Genomic DNA, 18327 nt, shown 5'->3' on the forward strand with positions numbered 1-18327 from the left:
GGTGTTCGCTGTGGAGCGGGCGCCATTCTATGCAAACTATTGAGTGGGTGCAACCCCTTCACACAGCATTATTTTATGTTTTAACTCATTGAATTCCTTGGAAAGGTTTTGCAACTGTTGATCGCCCAACAAACGCTGGCCGTCCGGAGCAACCGCCAGCCAATAACCGCTCCCGGCAGCATCTTTCGGCACGGATTGCACACTGACCCTCATCGTCCCCAGACGCTGCTGCAACTTGGCAATTGAATCCTCATCAGAAAACCCACCAAGAAACAGGCACTGTTGACGCGCAGCACCCTCCATCCTGCGCCCATCACTGGCTGTTTCACTAAGCAAACGAATATCCTGCTGCGAACCGCGATACAGGTTCAGAGGCGTTACGTCTTTGGCTCGCAAGGGCGCCTCCTGCTGATGCCAGACATAATAGAAACCGTTGAGAACTACGAGGAGCAGGAACAACCAACGCATATAAACCTCAGGACAAGGGACACGCCATGGCCAAGCCGACGAAAACAAGATCGGGTACAACCCGAGCATCAGGCACGACGCCACCAACCAGCTCAGCATCCCCCCCCGTAATGAAAACGAGGTAGTTTTCGCCCCAATATGCTTGAGCCAGCTGTAATTGAGTGAGCACGAAGCCCCTCAACATTAGCGAACACCCGCGCTCCACCGCCTCTGCGGTAGACCGCCCCGGCACATGACTGGAGAGGGCGCGCTCCGCAGCCTGATCCCCGTAGCGAATTTTACGAGTATGAGTGCGCAGCTGGTTTCGCATCAAAGGCATACCAGGACAGATGAACCCACCGAGATGCTCACCGTCAGCCGCAACAAAATCAGCAGTGACTGCTGTACCAAAGTCGAGAATCAGGCAAGCATCGCCGGCAGCCAGGTGAAAACCCCCAAGCATCGCTAGCCAGCGATCAAGCCCTAGACGCTCATAATCCTCATAGCCGTTACGAACGCCGGACATCTCACGAGCGGATTTCGCACATACGACAGGTATCGTGAATTCACGCTCAATAAGCTCGATTAACGCGCCCGTTTCTTCGTCAGTCCTGACGCTGACCAAACGACAGTTGCGCAGTGACAGCGCATTTATGATACGCAGGCTCTCAATCAAAGCCAGATTGGAATCTACCACCCCTTCCGAGACCACTTCGCTCGCCAAGCCATCGAGCACGCGCCACTTTATAAAACTGTTGCCGCAGTCAAGCTCAAGAATCATCACGCAACCTCAGGCTGAGCTCTCCGCCACTAAAGACTTGTTCAACACCGTCTACCATCAAGCGCAACCCGCCCTGATTATCGATGCCGAGCACAACCCCTTCGATATGACTGTTACCCGCAATCAATGAAACAGTGCGACCCTGCCACAAATGATTTTCCGCCCATTCTGCTTGCAAACCAGCGAATCCATGGGCTTGGTGCCTATGGATATAGGTGTTCAGTTGAGTGCTAAGCTCAACCACCAAAGCGTTGCGATCACAGGCCTGCCCAGACTCAAGCCTTATGGAAGTCCACTGCTGGTCGACCTCTTGTGCAACCTGCATATTCACATTGATTCCTATACCCAGCACAACATGACAGACATCTGCCGGATCTCCGACGAGCTCAAGTAGGATCCCGGCAATCTTCTTGTTTCCCACCAAGACATCATTGGGCCATTTCAAACCGGCGTTCGACACCCCCGAGCTTCGCAAGGTCTGCATGACGGCCAAGCCAACAACAAGGCTCAGCCCTTCAAGCTGGCGCATTCCGCCGTCGATACGGAGCACAAGGCTGTAATAAAGGTTTTCCGCAAATGGGCTTACCCACTTACGACCTCGACGACCACGGCCTGCCAATTGTCGCTCCGCGAGCAGCAAAAACGGCGCGGGGGCACCGTCATTGATGGAGCGCAGAGCTTCGGCATTTGTCGAGTCAACAGAGTCGAACACACGCACCGGCCATGGAGGCATCTTCTTGGTTATTTCAAGAGGATCAAGGAGCGTCAGAGGCGTCGACAATTGATATCCGCGACCGCGAACTTTATGGATCGACAGGCCAAGTTCAGCTTCAAGCTGTTGTAGCTGCTTCCATACAGCACTTCGGCTAATTCCCAAGGCAACGCCCAAGTCCTGTCCGGAATGGAATCGTCCATCCTTCAGTAGATTCACCAACGTCAGCATGCAGGTATCGCCTCACAATGAGGTCCGCATAATAGCCATGCCCCGGGCCGTTGCATAGAAATCAAGCGGACACATTTCTCGCAGGCAAAACAAAACCCCAACAGCTTTCGCAATTGGGGTTTCGGAATTTAATCTTGACGATGACCTACTCTCACATGGGGAAACCCCACACTACCATCGGCGATGCATCGTTTCACTGCTGAGTTCGGGATGGGATCAGGTGGTTCCAACGCTCTATGGTCGTCAAGAAATTCGGGTACTGACTCGTGACCAGATGGTCTCGCTTCAGCAAATTGGGTATGTGACAGCTGGTGTTTGTGCGTTTCGAACTTTCGGTTCGTTTCGTCTTCACACACCGCAATCTGGCGCCTTCTCAGGTCAGCAAATTGCTTGGGTGTTATATGGTCAAGCCTCACGGGCAATTAGTATTGGTTAGCTCAACGCCTCACAGCGCTTACACACCCAACCTATCAACGTCGTAGTCTTCGACGGCCCTTCAGGGAACTCAAGGTTCCAGTGAGATCTCATCTTGAGGCAAGTTTCCCGCTTAGATGCTTTCAGCGGTTATCTTTCCCGAACATAGCTACCCGGCAATGCCACTGGCGTGACAACCGGAACACCAGAGGTTCGTCCACTCCGGTCCTCTCGTACTAGGAGCAGCCCCTCTCAAATCTCAAACGTCCACGGCAGATAGGGACCGAACTGTCTCACGACGTTCTAAACCCAGCTCGCGTACCACTTTAAATGGCGAACAGCCATACCCTTGGGACCGGCTTCAGCCCCAGGATGTGATGAGCCGACATCGAGGTGCCAAACACCGCCGTCGATATGAACTCTTGGGCGGTATCAGCCTGTTATCCCCGGAGTACCTTTTATCCGTTGAGCGATGGCCCTTCCATACAGAACCACCGGATCACTAAGACCTACTTTCGTACCTGCTCGACGTGTCTGTCTCGCAGTCAAGCGCGCTTTTGCCTTTATACTCTACGACCGATTTCCGACCGGTCTGAGCGCACCTTCGTACTCCTCCGTTACTCTTTAGGAGGAGACCGCCCCAGTCAAACTACCCACCATACACTGTCCTCGATCCGGATAACGGACCTGAGTTAGAACCTCAAAGTTGCCAGGGTGGTATTTCAAGGATGGCTCCACGCGAACTGGCGTCCACGCTTCAAAGCCTCCCACCTATCCTACACAAGCAAATTCAAAGTCCAGTGCAAAGCTATAGTAAAGGTTCACGGGGTCTTTCCGTCTAGCCGCGGATACACTGCATCTTCACAGCGATTTCAATTTCACTGAGTCTCGGGTGGAGACAGCGCCGCCATCGTTACGCCATTCGTGCAGGTCGGAACTTACCCGACAAGGAATTTCGCTACCTTAGGACCGTTATAGTTACGGCCGCCGTTTACCGGGGCTTCGATCAAGAGCTTCGCGTTAGCTAACCCCATCAATTAACCTTCCGGCACCGGGCAGGCGTCACACCCTATACGTCCACTTTCGTGTTTGCAGAGTGCTGTGTTTTTAATAAACAGTCGCAGCGGCCTGGTATCTTCGACCGGCATGAGCTTACGGAGCAAGTCCTTCACCCTCACCGGCGCACCTTCTCCCGAAGTTACGGTGCCATTTTGCCTAGTTCCTTCACCCGAGTTCTCTCAAGCGCCTTGGTATTCTCTACCCAACCACCTGTGTCGGTTTGGGGTACGGTTCCTGGTTACCTGAAGCTTAGAAGCTTTTCTTGGAAGCATGGCATCAACCACTTCGTCACCCAAAGGGTAACTCGTCATCAGCTCTCGGCCTTGAGATCCCGGATTTACCTAAGATCTCAGCCTACCACCTTAAACTTGGACAACCAACGCCAAGCTGGCCTAGCCTTCTCCGTCCCTCCATCGCAATAACCAGAAGTACAGGAATATTAACCTGTTTTCCATCGACTACGCTTTTCAGCCTCGCCTTAGGGACCGACTAACCCTGCGTCGATTAACGTTGCGCAGGAAACCTTGGTCTTTCGGCGTGGGTGTTTTTCACACCCATTGTCGTTACTCATGTCAGCATTCGCACTTCTGATACCTCCAGCAAGCTTCTCAACTCACCTTCACAGGCTTACAGAACGCTCCTCTACCGCATCATCCGAAGATGATACCCGTAGCTTCGGTGTATGGTTTGAGCCCCGTTACATCTTCCGCGCAGGCCGACTCGACTAGTGAGCTATTACGCTTTCTTTAAAGGGTGGCTGCTTCTAAGCCAACCTCCTAGCTGTCTAAGCCTTCCCACATCGTTTCCCACTTAACCATAACTTTGGGACCTTAGCTGACGGTCTGGGTTGTTTCCCTTTTCACGACGGACGTTAGCACCCGCCGTGTGTCTCCCATGCTCGGCACTTGTAGGTATTCGGAGTTTGCATCGGTTTGGTAAGTCGGGATGACCCCCTAGCCGAAACAGTGCTCTACCCCCTACAGTGATACATGAGGCGCTACCTAAATAGCTTTCGAGGAGAACCAGCTATCTCCGAGCTTGATTAGCCTTTCACTCCGATCCACAGGTCATCCGCTAACTTTTCAACGGTAGTCGGTTCGGTCCTCCAGTCAGTGTTACCTAACCTTCAACCTGCCCATGGATAGATCGCCCGGTTTCGGGTCTATTCCCAGCGACTAGACGCCCTATTAAGACTCGCTTTCGCTACGCCTCCCCTATTCGGTTAAGCTCGCCACTGAAAATAAGTCGCTGACCCATTATACAAAAGGTACGCAGTCACAGAACAAAGTCTGCTCCCACTGCTTGTACGCATACGGTTTCAGGATCTATTTCACTCCCCTCTCCGGGGTTCTTTTCGCCTTTCCCTCACGGTACTAGTTCACTATCGGTCAGTCAGTAGTATTTAGCCTTGGAGGATGGTCCCCCCATATTCAGACAAAGTTTCTCGTGCTCCGTCCTACTCGATTTCATGACTAAGAGATTTTCGCGTACAGGGCTATCACCCACTATGGCCGCACTTTCCAGAGCGTTCCGCTAATCTCAAAGCCACTTAAGGGCTAGTCCCCGTTCGCTCGCCACTACTAAGGGAATCTCGGTTGATTTCTTTTCCTCAGGGTACTTAGATGTTTCAGTTCCCCTGGTTCGCCTCTTGCACCTATGTATTCAGTACAAGATAACCATCTTATGATGGCTGGGTTCCCCCATTCAGACATCTCCGGATCAAAGTCTGTTTGCCGACTCCCCGAAGCTTTTCGCAGGCTACCACGTCTTTCATCGCCTCTGACTGCCAAGGCATCCACCGTATGCGCTTCTTCACTTGACCATATAACCCCAAGCAATCTGGTTATACTGTGAAGACGACATTCGCCGAAAATTCGAATTTCTCAACTAAGAGAACTCACAAATTTTACCTTAGCCTGATCCGTTACCAGTGAAAGTAACGTTCAGTCTATCTTTCTATCACATACCCAAATTTTTAAAGAACGATCTAGTCAAAGACTAGAAATCAACATTCATCACCGAACCGGTGGAATGCTCATTTCTAAGCTTTCAAACTTCAGAAGCAGTAGTGGTGGAGCCAAGCGGGATCGAACCGCTGACCTCCTGCGTGCAAGGCAGGCGCTCTCCCAGCTGAGCTATGGCCCCGTATTTCTACAGGCGTTTCCCACACAAAATTGGTGGGTCTGGGCAGATTCGAACTGCCGACCTCACCCTTATCAGGGGTGCGCTCTAACCAACTGAGCTACAGACCCAATTTCGGGCTGCTTCTATCGTCTTCTTCAATGAATCAAGCAATTCGTGTGGGAGCTCATGCAGCAGCTGATGTCGTCGATTAAGGAGGTGATCCAGCCGCAGGTTCCCCTACGGCTACCTTGTTACGACTTCACCCCAGTCATGAATCACACCGTGGTAACCGTCCTCCCGAAGGTTAGACTAGCTACTTCTGGTGCAACCCACTCCCATGGTGTGACGGGCGGTGTGTACAAGGCCCGGGAACGTATTCACCGCGACATTCTGATTCGCGATTACTAGCGATTCCGACTTCACGCAGTCGAGTTGCAGACTGCGATCCGGACTACGATCGGTTTTATGGGATTAGCTCCACCTCGCGGCTTGGCAACCCTTTGTACCGACCATTGTAGCACGTGTGTAGCCCAGGCCGTAAGGGCCATGATGACTTGACGTCATCCCCACCTTCCTCCGGTTTGTCACCGGCAGTCTCCTTAGAGTGCCCACCATTACGTGCTGGTAACTAAGGACAAGGGTTGCGCTCGTTACGGGACTTAACCCAACATCTCACGACACGAGCTGACGACAGCCATGCAGCACCTGTCTCAATGTTCCCGAAGGCACCAATCCATCTCTGGAAAGTTCATTGGATGTCAAGGCCTGGTAAGGTTCTTCGCGTTGCTTCGAATTAAACCACATGCTCCACCGCTTGTGCGGGCCCCCGTCAATTCATTTGAGTTTTAACCTTGCGGCCGTACTCCCCAGGCGGTCAACTTAATGCGTTAGCTGCGCCACTAAGAGCTCAAGGCTCCCAACGGCTAGTTGACATCGTTTACGGCGTGGACTACCAGGGTATCTAATCCTGTTTGCTCCCCACGCTTTCGCACCTCAGTGTCAGTATCAGTCCAGGTGGTCGCCTTCGCCACTGGTGTTCCTTCCTATATCTACGCATTTCACCGCTACACAGGAAATTCCACCACCCTCTACCATACTCTAGCTTGCCAGTTTTGGATGCAGTTCCCAGGTTGAGCCCGGGGATTTCACATCCAACTTAACAAACCACCTACGCGCGCTTTACGCCCAGTAATTCCGATTAACGCTTGCACCCTCTGTATTACCGCGGCTGCTGGCACAGAGTTAGCCGGTGCTTATTCTGTCGGTAACGTCAAAATTGCAGAGTATTAATCTACAACCCTTCCTCCCAACTTAAAGTGCTTTACAATCCGAAGACCTTCTTCACACACGCGGCATGGCTGGATCAGGCTTTCGCCCATTGTCCAATATTCCCCACTGCTGCCTCCCGTAGGAGTCTGGACCGTGTCTCAGTTCCAGTGTGACTGATCATCCTCTCAGACCAGTTACGGATCGTCGCCTTGGTGAGCCATTACCTCACCAACTAGCTAATCCGACCTAGGCTCATCTGATAGCGCAAGGCCCGAAGGTCCCCTGCTTTCTCCCGTAGGACGTATGCGGTATTAGCGTTCCTTTCGAAACGTTGTCCCCCACTACCAGGCAGATTCCTAGGCATTACTCACCCGTCCGCCGCTGAATCCAGGAGCAAGCTCCTTTCATCCGCTCGACTTGCATGTGTTAGGCCTGCCGCCAGCGTTCAATCTGAGCCATGATCAAACTCTTCAGTTCAAACATCTTTGGGTTTTTAAGAAACCCTAAACTTGGCTCAGCAATCGTTGGTTACATCTTTGATTTCTCGCGGAGTAACTTGTGATGCTGATAATCTTGTTGACTATCAGCCTGACTGCACAAGCACCCACACGAATTGCTTGATTCAGTTGTTAAAGAGCGGTTGGTTAAGATCTTTCGTCTCAACCGAGGCGCGCATTCTACAGCAGCCTCATTTGCTGTCAAGTGATTATTTTCAGAAGTTTTCGAAGAATTCTTCAACAACTTCAACCACTTGCGCTTCCGATCTCTCGTTAGCGGGAGGCGAATTCTACAGCGTTAATCGCTGCTGTCAACACCTCTTTTTCTCCGCTTTCGACCGATAAGATCGAACCGTTAAAAGAGCCAAACATCACCGCTCTCTCAACTTCTTCCAGGCTTCGATGATCTGAAGCAAGTCGCTGTCGAAAACCGCGCAACTCTTTGAATCTCAAGGAGTTTTCCGTTTCGACTGCGCCGGAAGTGGGGCGAATTATAGACCTCTGGAATTCGCCGTCAACCCCCAATTTCAACTTTATTCAGATTTCAGCGTAATACGTGCAAAAGCCTTCTTGCCGGCCTGGCAAACGTGAGTCGTGCCCAGTACATATATAAAGGAGCGATCAACAACTTCGCCATCGACACGCACCCCGCCAGCTGCCAACAGATCTCGCGCCGCCGCTGAGTTCTTCACCAAGCCTGCCTTATTAAGGACGGCAGCGATTGGCATATCCTCAACCGAAGACAGCTCGATCTCAGGCAAGTCATCTGGAAGTTCGCCATCCTTCATGCGGTTGCCAGCGCCTCGGTGAGCGTTCGCCGCAGCCTCTTCACCATGGAAACGCGCAACGATCTCTTCAGCGAGTTTGATTTTGATATCACGTGGATTCGCCCCAGCTTCGACGTCAGCCCGGAATGCGTTGATATCATCCATCGAACGGAAGCTGAGCAACTCGAAGTAACGCCACATCAGCGCATCCGGGATGGAAACCAGCTTGCTGTACATGACGCCCGGCGCTTCCTGGATACCGACATAGTTACCCAGCGACTTGGACATCTTCTTCACGCCATCCAGACCTTCCAGCAATGGCATGGTCAGAATGCACTGTGCCTCCTGACCATACCCACGCTGCAACTCGCGACCCATCAGCAGGTTGAATTTCTGATCGGTACCGCCCAGCTCGACATCGGCGCGCAGCGCGACCGAGTCATAACCCTGAACCAGCGGATAGAGGAACTCGTGAATAGCGATCGGCTGGTTGGTGGTATAGCGCTTGTCGAAGTCATCGCGCTCAAGCATGCGAGCGACGGTGTATTGCGAGGTCAGACGAATGAAATCCGCCGGCCCCATCTTGTCCATCCAAGTGGAGTTGAAGGCAACTTCGGTTTTCGCCGGATCAAGGATTTTGAAAACCTGAGTCTTGTAGGTCTCGGCATTCTCCAGAACCTGCTCACGCGTCAGTGGCGGACGCGTGGCGCTCTTGCCACTCGGATCACCGATCATCCCGGTGAAGTCACCTATAAGGAAGATCACCTGGTGCCCCAGTTCCTGGAACTGACGCAGCTTATTAATAAGCACGGTATGCCCAAGATGCAGATCCGGAGCGGTAGGGTCGAAACCAGCCTTGATACGCAGCGGTTGGCCGCGCTTGAGCTTCTCGACCAGCTCGGACTCGACCAATAGTTCTTCCGCACCACGTTTAATCAGCGCTAGCTGCTCTTCAACCGACTTCATAACAGACCCGCAAGGCTCAGATTCAAAGGGAACCAACCATACAAGAACGCGCACCAATTACAAGTTTTGCCCGGCGCACGGACACCAATCCACAGACCCGAGGTCTGTAGACTTGCTTCAGCGATGATTTGGTTATATTTTATACAGTTATTTCATCTTCATCATGTCATTCATCTTTTCCAATTCATCTATTTCAAAGTCAAAAATTACCTATGACCACAGAACCGTCTAAAGCGCCCCCGCTTTACCCGAAGACCCACCTGCTCGCCGCAAGTGGAATCGCCGCCCTTCTCAGCCTGGCGCTGCTGGTATTTCCCTCCAGCGATGTTGAAGCCAAAAAGACGACTCTGAGTCTTGAACTGGAAAGTCCCGCTGAACAACTGACACAAGACCAAGACGCTGCTGATGCGACTCAAGCCACAAACGAGCCCGTAGCTTCGCCGTTCGCACAAATCGAAAACAGCGACGAAAACGCCGCGCAAACCGCTGAAACCGCGCCGTCACCTGTAGCCCCTGCTGAGAAACCAAAAGAGCCTGGGCACCGCGAGGTCGTGGTTTCCAAAGGCGATACGCTGTCTACCCTGTTTGAAAAAGTCGGCCTACCGGCAGCCTCCGTGCACGAAATACTGGCAAGCGACAAGCAAGCCAAGCAGTTCAGCCAACTCAAGCGCGGTCAGAAACTCGAATTCGAACTCAGCCCGGAAGGCCAGTTGACCAGCCTGCACAGCAAGGTCAGCGACGTTGAAACCATCACCCTGACCAAGAATGACAAGGGTTATTCGTTCAACCGAGTGACTGCCAAGCCAACCGTTCGCACTGCCTACGTCCACGGTGTCATCAACAGCTCACTGTCGCAGTCCGCAGCCCGCGCCGGCCTTTCTCACAGCATGACCATGGACATGGCCAGCGTCTTTGGCTACGACATCGATTTCGCGCAGGACATTCGTCAGGGTGATGAATTCGATGTGATCTACGAGCAGAAAGTCATCAACGGCAAGGCTGTCGGCACCGGCCCGATCCTGTCGGCGCGCTTCACCAACCGCGGGAAGACTTACACCGCTGTTCGCTACACCAACAAACAAGGCAACAGCAGCTATTACACTGCCGATGGCAACAGCATGCGCAAGGCCTTCATCCGTACGCCGGTTGACTTCGCCCGCATCAGCTCGAAGTTCTCCATGGGCCGCAAGCACCCTATCCTCAACAAGATCCGCGCGCACAAAGGTGTCGATTATGCAGCGCCGCGAGGCACGCCGATCAAGGCTGCCGGTGACGGCAAAGTGTTGCTGGCCGGTCGTCGTGGTGGTTACGGCAACACTGTGATCATTCAGCACGGCAACACTTATCGTACGCTCTATGGCCATATGCAGGGCTTCGCCAAAGGCGTGAAAACCGGCGGCACTGTCAAGCAGGGTCAAGTCATTGGCTACATCGGTACCACCGGCCTCTCCACCGGCCCTCATCTGCACTATGAGTTCCAGGTCAACGGCGTTCACGTCGATCCGCTGGGCCAGAAGCTGCCGATGGCCGATCCGATCGCCAAGTCCGAACGCGCGCGCTTCCTCGCGCAGAGCCAGCCGTTGATGGCGCGCATGGATCAAGAGAAGGCCACCATGTTGGCTTCGAGCAAGCGCTAAGCCATGGCCCTGTATATCGGTGTGATGTCCGGAACCAGTCTCGACGGGCTGGACATCGCCCTGATCGAGCAGACCTCGGCGATCAAACTGATCGCCACCCACTACCTGCCAATGCCTGACTCCCTGCGCGCCGAGCTGCTTGGCTTGTGCGCCAGCGGCCCCGACGAGATCGCCCGCTCGGCGATTGCCCAGCAACACTGGGTCGAACTTGCCGCGTCGGGCATTCACACCCTCCTCGCGCAACAACAACTCAAGCCCGATGCCATTCGTGCCATCGGTAGCCACGGTCAGACCATTCGCCATGAGCCGGCGCGCGGGTTTACCGTGCAGATCGGTAATCCAGCCCTGCTGACTGAGTTGACCGGTATTACCGTCGTCAGCGATTTCCGCAGTCGCGATGTCGCAGCGGGTGGCCAAGGTGCGCCTCTGGTGCCAGCCTTTCACGAAGCGTTGTTTGAAGAGCGTACTGGTAACCAGGCAGTCTTGAATGTCGGCGGATTCAGCAATCTCAGCCTGATTGAGCCGAACAAACCTGTAGCCGGTTTCGACTGCGGACCGGGGAATGTTCTGATGGACGCCTGGATTCACCGGCAACGGGGCGAGAACTATGACCGGGACGGCAAATGGGCTGCGATCGGCAAGGTTGAACCAGCCCTGCTCACGGCACTGCTCAGCGACCCGTTCTTCGTCACCAAAGGCCCGAAGAGTACCGGCCGGGAAGTCTTCAATCTGCCATGGCTGGAACAGCATCTTTCGAACCTGCCAACCTTCGCAGCCGAAGACGTTCAGGCCACGCTGCTCGAACTGACGGCGCTGACCATCGTCGAGTCGCTACAAAGCGCTCAATCGGACACTCAGGAATTGCTGGTTTGTGGCGGCGGCGCGCACAACGCGACGCTGATGAGACGTCTGGCGGATCTGCTGCCAAATACCCAAGTCGCCAGCACCGCAACTCACGGCGTTGACCCTGACTGGGTAGAAGCCATGGCCTTCGCCTGGCTGGCTCATTGCTGCCTCGAAGGCATCGCCGCCAATCGGCCAAGCGTCACCGGCGCTCGCGGGCTGCGCGTACTCGGCGCCATCTACCCGGCATAAACTTCAGATACAAAAACGCCGCAGAACCGAAAGGCTCTGCGGCGTTTTGTTGTGTGCGCTGAAGCGCGATCAGATCGAGAACGACGACCCGCAACCACAAGTCGTGGTGGCATTCGGGTTCTTGATCACGAAGCGCGAACCTTCCAGACCTTCCTGATAATCCACCTCGGCACCGGCCAAGTACTGGAAGCTCATCGGATCGACCACCAGGCTCACGCCTTCGCGCTCGACGATGGTGTCGTCATCGGCCACGTCTTCATCGAAGGTGAAACCGTATTGAAACCCTGAACAACCGCCGCCCGTAACGAATACGCGCAGCTTCAAGCGATCATTCCCCTCTTCATCGACCAGGCTCTTCACCTTGTGCGCAGCACCTTGAGTGAATTGCAAAGCCGTGGGGGTGAAGGATTCGACGCTCATGCTGACTATCTCCCGGCGTTACGCCGCCATAATGCGTGATGACGCGCATTATCCGCTTGTCCTAGAAAATTGGTCAACTATTAGAGGAGCAGCGGCAAGCTTCAAGCGGTGAGCTTCAAGCTTGCCTCTGATCTCTTGTCGCTTGTGGCTGGAAGCTCGTAGCTGCTTTTAAGGAAGCATGCCGGCATGGGACAGGCCGAAGCGCTCGTCCAGGCCGAACAGGATGTTCATGTTCTGCACCGCTTGGCCCGAGGCGCCCTTGACCAGATTGTCGATCACCGAGAGCACGACTACGAGGTCGCCATCCTGTGGACGATGCACGGCGATGCGGCAGACGTTGGCGCCGCGCACGCTACGGGTTTCCGGGTGACTGCCGGCTGGCATGACATCGACGAACGGTTCGTTGGCATAGCGCTTTTCGAACAGTGCCTGCAGATCAACCGAGCGATCCGCTACTGTCGCGTAGAGCGTGGAGTGGATACCACGAATCATCGGCGTCAGGTGCGGGACGAAGGTCAGGCCGACATCCTTGCCCGCCGCCCGACGCAGGCCCTGGCGAATTTCCGGCAGGTGACGATGACCTTTTACCGCATAGGCCTTCATGCTTTCCGACGTCTCGGAGTACAAAGAACCTATAGCCGCACCACGCCCGGCACCACTGACACCGGATTTGCAGTCGGCGATCAAACGCGATGCGTCGGCCAGACCGGCTTCCAGCAATGGCAGGAAACCCAACTGCGTTGCGGTCGGATAGCAACCCGGCACCGCGATCAGGCGCGCTTTCCTGATTTGCTCGCGATTGACTTCCGGCAGACCATAGACCGCTTCGTCCAGCAATTCCGGGGCGCCGTGTGGCTGGCCATACCACTTGGCCCACTCATCAGCATCTTGCAGACGGAAGTCGGCGGACAGGTCGATGACCTTGGTGCCCGCCGCCAGCAGCTCGCCTGCCAAGGCGTGAGCCACACCATGTGGCGTGGCGAAAAACACCACATCGCAAGCGCCGAGGGTTTTCACGTCCGGCACGCTGAACGCCAGGCCGTCGTAGTGGCCACGCAGGTTCGGGTACATGTCAGCCACGGCCAGACCGGCCTCGGATCGGGAAGTGATGACGACCACTTCTGCCTGCGGATGCTGTGCCAACAGACGCAGCAGTTCGACACCGGTGTAACCCGTGCCGCCGACGATACCGACCTTGACCATAAACCTGCCCTCAACGAACCCACTGGAAAGCCGTCGATAATAGGGGCCGCGCGCGCCTGCGACAACCGCCAACGTGACGCGCGGACGCTCAAGCCTCTACTATCTGGCTACCGTGAATGAGGGAATAACCCAAAATGCTCTATCTATGGCTCAAAGCGTTTCACATTGTCAGCATCGTCTGCTGGTTTGCCGGGCTGTTCTACTTGCCGCGCCTGTTCGTTTACCACGCGCAAAGCGCAGACACGATCAGCCAGGAACGCTTCAGTGTCATGGAGCGCAAGCTGTACCGCGGCATCATGGGCCCGGCGATGATCGCCACGCTGATCTTCGGTGGCTGGCTGATCTACCTCAACCCAAGCCTTTTCAGCCAGGGCGGCTGGATCCACGCCAAACTGACCCTGGTCGTGCTGCTGATCGGTTACCACCATATGTGTGGCGCGCAGGTAAAACGCTTTGCCCGTGGCGAAAACACCCGCAGCCATGTCTTTTATCGCTGGTTCAATGAAGTGCCGGTTCTGATATTGCTGGCTATCGTAATTCTGGTCGTGGTCAAGCCGTTCTAACTTCAATCGATACAGATCCCTGGGGGTTCACAATGTCGCTGCCCGCTCTGCTCGAACAACGTCTGCGTCTGCCCGTAGTAGCAGCGCCGATGTTTTTGATCTCCAATCCGGAACTGGTGCTCGCCTGCTGCCGCAACGGCGTGGTCGGCAGTTTTCCGGCTCTGAACCAACGCGAAAGCAGTGGGTTCAAGGCTTGGCTGGAACAGATCGAAGCGGGCCTGGCGACGCTGGATAATCCGGCCCCTTATGCGGTGAACCTGATTGTTCACCACAGCAACCCGCGCCTTCAGGCGGATCTGGACATCTGCGTCGAGCACAAGGTGCCGATCGTGATCACCAGCCTCGGCGCGGTGAAGGAACTGGTCGACGCGGTGCACAGCTACGGCGGTCTGGTGTTTCACGACGTGACCACGCGGCGCCATGCCGAGAAAGCCGCTGAAGCGGGTGTCGACGGGCTGATTGCCGTCGCGGCCGGCGCCGGCGGGCATGCCGGCACCTGGAGTCCGTTTGCGCTGATTGCCGAGATCCGCGAGTTTTTCGACAAGACGCTGTTGCTTGCAGGATGTTTGAACCACGGCCATGAGATTCTCGCCGCGCAGCTGCTCGGCGCGGATTTGGCCTACTTCGGTACGCGATTTATCGGCACCAGCGAAAGTCACGCGCCTGACGCTTATAAAGAGATGCTGCTGACAGCCAAGGCTGCCGACATCATTCATACTCCAGCGGTGTCGGGAGTGCCGGCCAGTTTCATGCGCCAGAGTCTGGAGGCGGCCGGTTTCGACATGGCAGCCCTGCAAGGCAAAGGCGAGGTGAATTTCGGCGACAAGCTCAAGCCGATCAACGATGAAGCCAAAGCCTGGAAGACCGTATGGTCGGCAGGCCAGGGCGTAGGACAGATTGACGACCTGCCGAGCGTCGATCAGTTGATCGCAAGGCTGGATGGTGAATATCGTCAAGCTCAAACGCGCGCCGCACAGCTGCCACAACGCTGGCCGCGCTGAAGATACCCCGGCCAGTCGCTGGCAGACTGGCATTGAACTGAATACAGCAAACCCAATCGCGACAAGGATGCCTCGGCCATGAGCGAACCCCGTTACAAGATCGTCTTCGACGGCGCGCTGCAACCCGGCGTCGACCTCACCACCGCCAAACTGAATCTGGCGGATCTGTTCAAGAGCGATGTGGCTGCCATCGAGCGCCTGTTCAGTGGCCGCGCCGTCGCCCTCAAGCGTGATCTGTCCCACAGCGATGCGCAGACGTATCTGCAAGCGTTGAACAAAACCGGGATCGATGCGCGTATAGAAGCGGAAACGGCCATCGAGCTCAATCTGGCGGATGTTCACGAGAACCCGGCAGCTGTGGCTGAGCCGGATTCGCCTTACGCCCCACCGCGCGCCAATGTTGCTGAAACTCTGCCGCCGTTCGCCACGCTCAAGCCATTCAGCGTCGAAGGCCGGATCGGTCGCCTGCGCTTTCTGGCCTGGACCATGGTCTTGAGTCTGGTGACCCTGCCCATCGTCGGTGTGTTTGCATTGATTGCCTTGGGCCTGGTCAGTGGCGACTCGACCACCGGCCTGATCCTCGGCGGGATCCTGGCGGTCTTCCTGTTCATTGGCTTCATGATCGTCAGCATTCTGTTCAGCGTTCAGCGCCTGCACGATATCGGCTGGTCGGGCTGGCTGTGGCTGTTGAATCTGGTGCCGTTCGTGGGCAGCCTCTTCCCACTGGTGATCATGGTTGTTCCCGGCAATACCGGCGCCAACCGCTATGGCCCACCACCTCCGCCGAACAGCACGGCGGTCAAAGTGCTGTGCTCGTTGTGGATCGTATTCTTCGCACTGATTTTTGCCGCAGGCCTGCTTGGCGGTTTCTCGGCCGTGCAGGAAGAATATGAAAGCAATCTGGAGAGCAGCTATGACAGCGGCTCGGTGATCACCGACGAAGTTGAGGTCGTCGAACCGCCAGCGATTTCCGCCGACGAGGCAGCCGAACCGGCGCAGGCCCCTGTAGACTCTGCGCAAGAATGAACAGCGCTCTTCGCCGCGACAACCGCGTCGCCGGCGCGGAGCTGTTGCGATGGAGAACTGCATGACCCGTTACGCTCTGATCACTGGCGCTTCCAGCGGCATCGGCCTGGCCATGGCCGAAGCACTGGCCCGGCGCGGCCGCAGCCTGATTCTGGTGGCACGACAGCGTGATCAGCTGGAAAGTATCGCCATCGAGCTGACCCAGCGCTTCGATGTCGAAGTGTTGTTTCGTGCCTGCGATCTCGGCGAACCGTTACGCCTGTCCGGCTTTTTGCTGGAGTTGGAAGAAGGCGACCGGCAGATCGATCTGCTGGTCAATTGCGCCGGCATCGGCACCTGCGGGCCCTTTCTCGCGCAAGACTGGATGACCGAGCAGGACCTCATAGAGGTCAATATCCTCGCCCTCACCCGCCTCTGCCATGCGCTGGGTAACAGCATGGCGCTGCTGGGCGGCGGGCAGATTCTCAACGTCGCCTCGGTGGCCGCGTACAGCCCCGGCCCGTGGATGAGCACGTACTACGCCAGCAAAGCGTATGTGCTGCATTTTTCCGAAGCCTTGCGCGTGGAGCTCAAACAAAGCGGCGTGAAAGTCTCGGTACTGTGCCCCGGGCCCACGCGCACACCGTTCTTCCGTACGGCGCAGATGACTAGCGAAAAGATCGAAAGCAGCCACTCGCTGATGAGTCCGGAAGAAGTGGCGCTGCATGCCGTACGTGCATTGGAAAAAAACCGCGCGATCATCATTCCGGGACGACGCAACCGCTGGCTGGCGTTCCTGCCGCGACTGGGTTCGCGCTGGCTTAACCGGACGATTGTCGGCATGGTCAATAAAGCTTACTGCCCCCGCTAGCAAGACAACTTCGCAGCGGTACACTCATTTCAGCCCAACTCAACGGAGAAACAGCAGTGGATACTCTGTTCACCAAGATCATCAACCGGGAAATCCCGGCGAAGATCATTTACGAGGACGACCAGGTTCTGGCCTTCCACGACATTGCCCCCCAGGCTCCGGTGCACTTTCTGGTGATCCCGAAGAAACCGGTGCGCACGCTCAATGACCTGACCGAAGACGACAAGGCGCTGGCCGGGCACATCCTGTTCACCGCCCAGCGCCTGGCGCTGGAGCTGGGTTGCGAAGAAGGCTTCCGCGTGGTGATGAACTGCAATGAACTTGGCGGGCAGACTGTCTATCACATTCATATGCACGTGCTGGGGCAGCGCCAGATGAATTGGCCGCCGGGCTGATTGGCGACAACTAACTGTGGGAGCGAGCCTGCTCGCGAAGGCGCCGATACATTCAACACTTCAGTATCCGATAATCCGCTTTCGCGAGCAGGCTCGCTCCCACAAAAAAGCCTGATCGCCCAGCAAGTGACCCAGCGCAAACCCTCGCCGGCCGATTCGGTTAAACTGGCCGCCGAGATTCTTCCCGGAGGTCAGCATGACTACCCAACGTCACTACTCGCCCATAGACCGTCTGCTGCTGCAAGCCGATGCCGCGATGCGCACGCTGTTGCCCTTCAGTGGCCAGCCGTACCGCCCGTCGCCGGCGATTCTGCAGCCGGATACGCAGATGAGCGATGAAGACACCCGCCATGTCGCCGGTCTGATGCGCATCAACCACACCGGTGAAGTTTGCGCCCAGGCGCTGTATCAGGGCCAGGCGCTGACGGCCAAGTTGCCGCAGGTACGCGAAGCCATGGAGCACGCGGCTGAAGAAGAGGTCGATCATCTGGTCTGGTGCGAGCAGCGCATCCATCAGCTGGGCAGCCACACCAGCGTGCTGAATCCACTGTTTTACGGCATGTCGTTCGGCATCGGCGCGGTGGCCGGGCTGATCAGTGACAAGGTCAGTCTTGGTTTCGTTGCGGCGACCGAGCATCAGGTGTGCAAGCACTTGAACGAACATTTGGAGCAATTGCCGGCCGAAGACGAGAAGTCCCGGGCGATTCTCGAGCAGATGCGCATCGATGAAGAACACCATGCGGAAAGTGCCCTGGATGCGGGCGGGTTTCGTTTTCCGGCGCCGGTGAAATTCGGCATGAGTTTGTTGGCGAAGGTGATGACCAAGAGTACTTATCGGATCTGAGATCTGTGTCGGTGCTGATGGCCTCT

At 55.8% G+C, this 18327-nt stretch carries 15 protein-coding genes, 2 tRNA genes and 3 rRNA genes; 8 read left to right on the forward strand and 12 right to left on the reverse strand.

The window, feature by feature from the left end:
- Nucleotides 1-36: 36 nt before the first annotated feature.
- The 10 genes from ACZ0AZ_RS05980 to tyrS all read right to left on the reverse strand — a co-directional run bounded on the left by ACZ0AZ_RS05980 (nt 37) and on the right by tyrS (nt 9267).
- Nucleotides 37-468, reverse strand: a complete 432-nt coding sequence (locus ACZ0AZ_RS05980) for a hypothetical protein (RefSeq protein WP_463537074.1) — start codon at nt 466-468, stop codon at nt 37-39.
- Nucleotides 469-475: 7 nt separating this feature from the next.
- Nucleotides 476-1228 carry a pantothenate kinase gene (locus ACZ0AZ_RS05985; RefSeq protein ID WP_039764222.1) on the reverse strand — a complete coding sequence of 251 codons (753 nt, stop codon included), beginning with the start codon at nt 1226-1228 and terminating at the stop codon, nt 476-478.
- The gene (birA, locus tag ACZ0AZ_RS05990) at nt 1218-2171 is read right to left on the reverse strand and encodes a bifunctional biotin--[acetyl-CoA-carboxylase] ligase/biotin operon repressor BirA (RefSeq protein ID WP_129999700.1); all 954 of its coding nucleotides are present in this window, start codon (nt 2169-2171) and stop codon (nt 1218-1220) included. Before birA ends, ACZ0AZ_RS05985 begins: the two co-directional genes overlap by 11 nt.
- Nucleotides 2172-2303: 132 nt before the next feature.
- Nucleotides 2304-2419: ribosomal RNA gene (gene rrf, locus ACZ0AZ_RS05995) — 5S ribosomal RNA — on the reverse strand.
- Between the two features lie 153 nt (nt 2420-2572).
- Nucleotides 2573-5466, reverse strand: a 23S ribosomal RNA gene (locus ACZ0AZ_RS06000).
- A 247-nt stretch (nt 5467-5713) separates the two neighbouring features.
- A tRNA-Ala gene (locus ACZ0AZ_RS06005) sits at nt 5714-5789 on the reverse strand.
- A gap of 30 nt (nt 5790-5819) precedes the next feature.
- Nucleotides 5820-5896 (reverse strand) — tRNA-Ile (locus ACZ0AZ_RS06010).
- A gap of 81 nt (nt 5897-5977) precedes the next feature.
- Nucleotides 5978-7514: ribosomal RNA gene (locus ACZ0AZ_RS06015) — 16S ribosomal RNA — on the reverse strand.
- Together the 16S, 23S and 5S rRNA genes with 2 tRNA genes alongside form the textbook arrangement of a ribosomal RNA operon.
- 293 nt (nt 7515-7807) lie before the next feature.
- The gene (locus ACZ0AZ_RS06020; RefSeq protein ID WP_463537075.1) at nt 7808-7987 is read right to left on the reverse strand and encodes a hypothetical protein; all 180 of its coding nucleotides are present in this window, start codon (nt 7985-7987) and stop codon (nt 7808-7810) included.
- Between the two features lie 80 nt (nt 7988-8067).
- Nucleotides 8068-9267 (reverse strand): tyrosine--tRNA ligase, encoded by a 1200-nt coding sequence (tyrS, locus tag ACZ0AZ_RS06025; RefSeq protein WP_129998085.1) that lies wholly within the window; start codon nt 9265-9267, stop codon nt 8068-8070.
- Between the two features lie 212 nt (nt 9268-9479).
- On the opposite strand from tyrS, the gene ACZ0AZ_RS06030 reads away from it, so the two are divergent.
- Together ACZ0AZ_RS06030 and ACZ0AZ_RS06035 are read left to right on the forward strand one after the other, a co-directional pair.
- Nucleotides 9480-10904: a peptidoglycan DD-metalloendopeptidase family protein gene (locus ACZ0AZ_RS06030; protein ID WP_463537076.1), complete on the forward strand. Its 1425-nt coding sequence runs from the start codon at nt 9480-9482 to the stop codon at nt 10902-10904.
- A gap of 3 nt (nt 10905-10907) precedes the next feature.
- Entirely contained in the window at nt 10908-11999 is a 1092-nt protein-coding gene (locus ACZ0AZ_RS06035; protein ID WP_217878908.1) for an anhydro-N-acetylmuramic acid kinase, read from the forward strand.
- A gap of 69 nt (nt 12000-12068) precedes the next feature.
- Here the strand turns inward: ACZ0AZ_RS06035 and erpA are convergent, their stop codons facing one another.
- Nucleotides 12069-12419 (reverse strand): iron-sulfur cluster insertion protein ErpA, encoded by a 351-nt coding sequence (gene erpA, locus ACZ0AZ_RS06040; protein ID WP_007918905.1) that lies wholly within the window; start codon nt 12417-12419, stop codon nt 12069-12071.
- A gap of 168 nt (nt 12420-12587) precedes the next feature.
- Nucleotides 12588-13622, reverse strand: coding sequence for an N-acetyl-gamma-glutamyl-phosphate reductase (argC, locus tag ACZ0AZ_RS06045; RefSeq protein ID WP_463537077.1), 1035 nt, complete (start codon nt 13620-13622; stop codon nt 12588-12590).
- A gap of 134 nt (nt 13623-13756) precedes the next feature.
- Between argC and hemJ the strand changes: the two genes are divergently transcribed.
- From hemJ to coq7, 6 genes are all read left to right on the forward strand, one after another.
- A complete protein-coding gene (hemJ, locus tag ACZ0AZ_RS06050) occupies nt 13757-14185 on the forward strand; it encodes a protoporphyrinogen oxidase HemJ (protein ID WP_129997717.1) in 429 nt (142 codons plus the stop codon).
- A gap of 32 nt (nt 14186-14217) precedes the next feature.
- Nucleotides 14218-15186, forward strand: a complete 969-nt coding sequence (locus tag ACZ0AZ_RS06055; protein ID WP_129997718.1) for an NAD(P)H-dependent flavin oxidoreductase — start codon at nt 14218-14220, stop codon at nt 15184-15186.
- 78 nt (nt 15187-15264) lie between these two features.
- A complete protein-coding gene (locus tag ACZ0AZ_RS06060) occupies nt 15265-16212 on the forward strand; it encodes a DUF805 domain-containing protein (protein WP_463537078.1) in 948 nt (315 codons plus the stop codon).
- Between the two features lie 61 nt (nt 16213-16273).
- Complete coding sequence (locus ACZ0AZ_RS06065; RefSeq protein WP_039757750.1) at nt 16274-17062, forward strand: SDR family NAD(P)-dependent oxidoreductase; 789 nt, start codon at nt 16274-16276, stop codon at nt 17060-17062.
- Nucleotides 17063-17118: 56 nt separating this feature from the next.
- Nucleotides 17119-17457, forward strand: a complete 339-nt coding sequence (locus tag ACZ0AZ_RS06070) for a histidine triad nucleotide-binding protein (protein WP_017128660.1) — start codon at nt 17119-17121, stop codon at nt 17455-17457.
- Between the two features lie 196 nt (nt 17458-17653).
- Nucleotides 17654-18301 (forward strand): 2-polyprenyl-3-methyl-6-methoxy-1,4-benzoquinone monooxygenase, encoded by a 648-nt coding sequence (gene coq7, locus ACZ0AZ_RS06075; protein WP_039757746.1) that lies wholly within the window; start codon nt 17654-17656, stop codon nt 18299-18301.
- The last annotated feature ends 26 nt before the right edge of the window (nt 18302-18327 follow it).

It is taken from the genome of Pseudomonas sp. AC239 (assembly GCF_979258545.1).

Bases quoted from the DNA above. Each gene is read 5' to 3' on its own strand.
- ACZ0AZ_RS05980 (WP_463537074.1), bottom strand. From the start codon at position 468: ATGCGTTGGTTGTTCCTGCTCCTCGTAGTTCTCAACGGTTTCTATTAT.
- ACZ0AZ_RS06055 (WP_129997718.1), top strand. From the start codon at position 14,218: ATGTCGCTGCCCGCTCTGCTCGAACAACGTCTGCGTCTGCCCGTAGTA.
- ACZ0AZ_RS06035 (WP_217878908.1), top strand. From the start codon at position 10,908: ATGGCCCTGTATATCGGTGTGATGTCCGGAACCAGTCTCGACGGGCTG.
- ACZ0AZ_RS06030 (WP_463537076.1), top strand. From the start codon at position 9,480: ATGACCACAGAACCGTCTAAAGCGCCCCCGCTTTACCCGAAGACCCAC.
- coq7 (WP_039757746.1), top strand. From the start codon at position 17,654: ATGACTACCCAACGTCACTACTCGCCCATAGACCGTCTGCTGCTGCAA.
- argC (WP_463537077.1), bottom strand. From the start codon at position 13,622: ATGGTCAAGGTCGGTATCGTCGGCGGCACGGGTTACACCGGTGTCGAA.
- ACZ0AZ_RS06060 (WP_463537078.1), top strand. From the start codon at position 15,265: ATGAGCGAACCCCGTTACAAGATCGTCTTCGACGGCGCGCTGCAACCC.
- hemJ (WP_129997717.1), top strand. From the start codon at position 13,757: ATGCTCTATCTATGGCTCAAAGCGTTTCACATTGTCAGCATCGTCTGC.
- ACZ0AZ_RS05985 (WP_039764222.1), bottom strand. From the start codon at position 1,228: ATGATTCTTGAGCTTGACTGCGGCAACAGTTTTATAAAGTGGCGCGTG.
- birA (WP_129999700.1), bottom strand. From the start codon at position 2,171: ATGCTGACGTTGGTGAATCTACTGAAGGATGGACGATTCCATTCCGGA.
- ACZ0AZ_RS06065 (WP_039757750.1), top strand. From the start codon at position 16,274: ATGACCCGTTACGCTCTGATCACTGGCGCTTCCAGCGGCATCGGCCTG.
- tyrS (WP_129998085.1), bottom strand. From the start codon at position 9,267: ATGAAGTCGGTTGAAGAGCAGCTAGCGCTGATTAAACGTGGTGCGGAA.
- erpA (WP_007918905.1), bottom strand. From the start codon at position 12,419: ATGAGCGTCGAATCCTTCACCCCCACGGCTTTGCAATTCACTCAAGGT.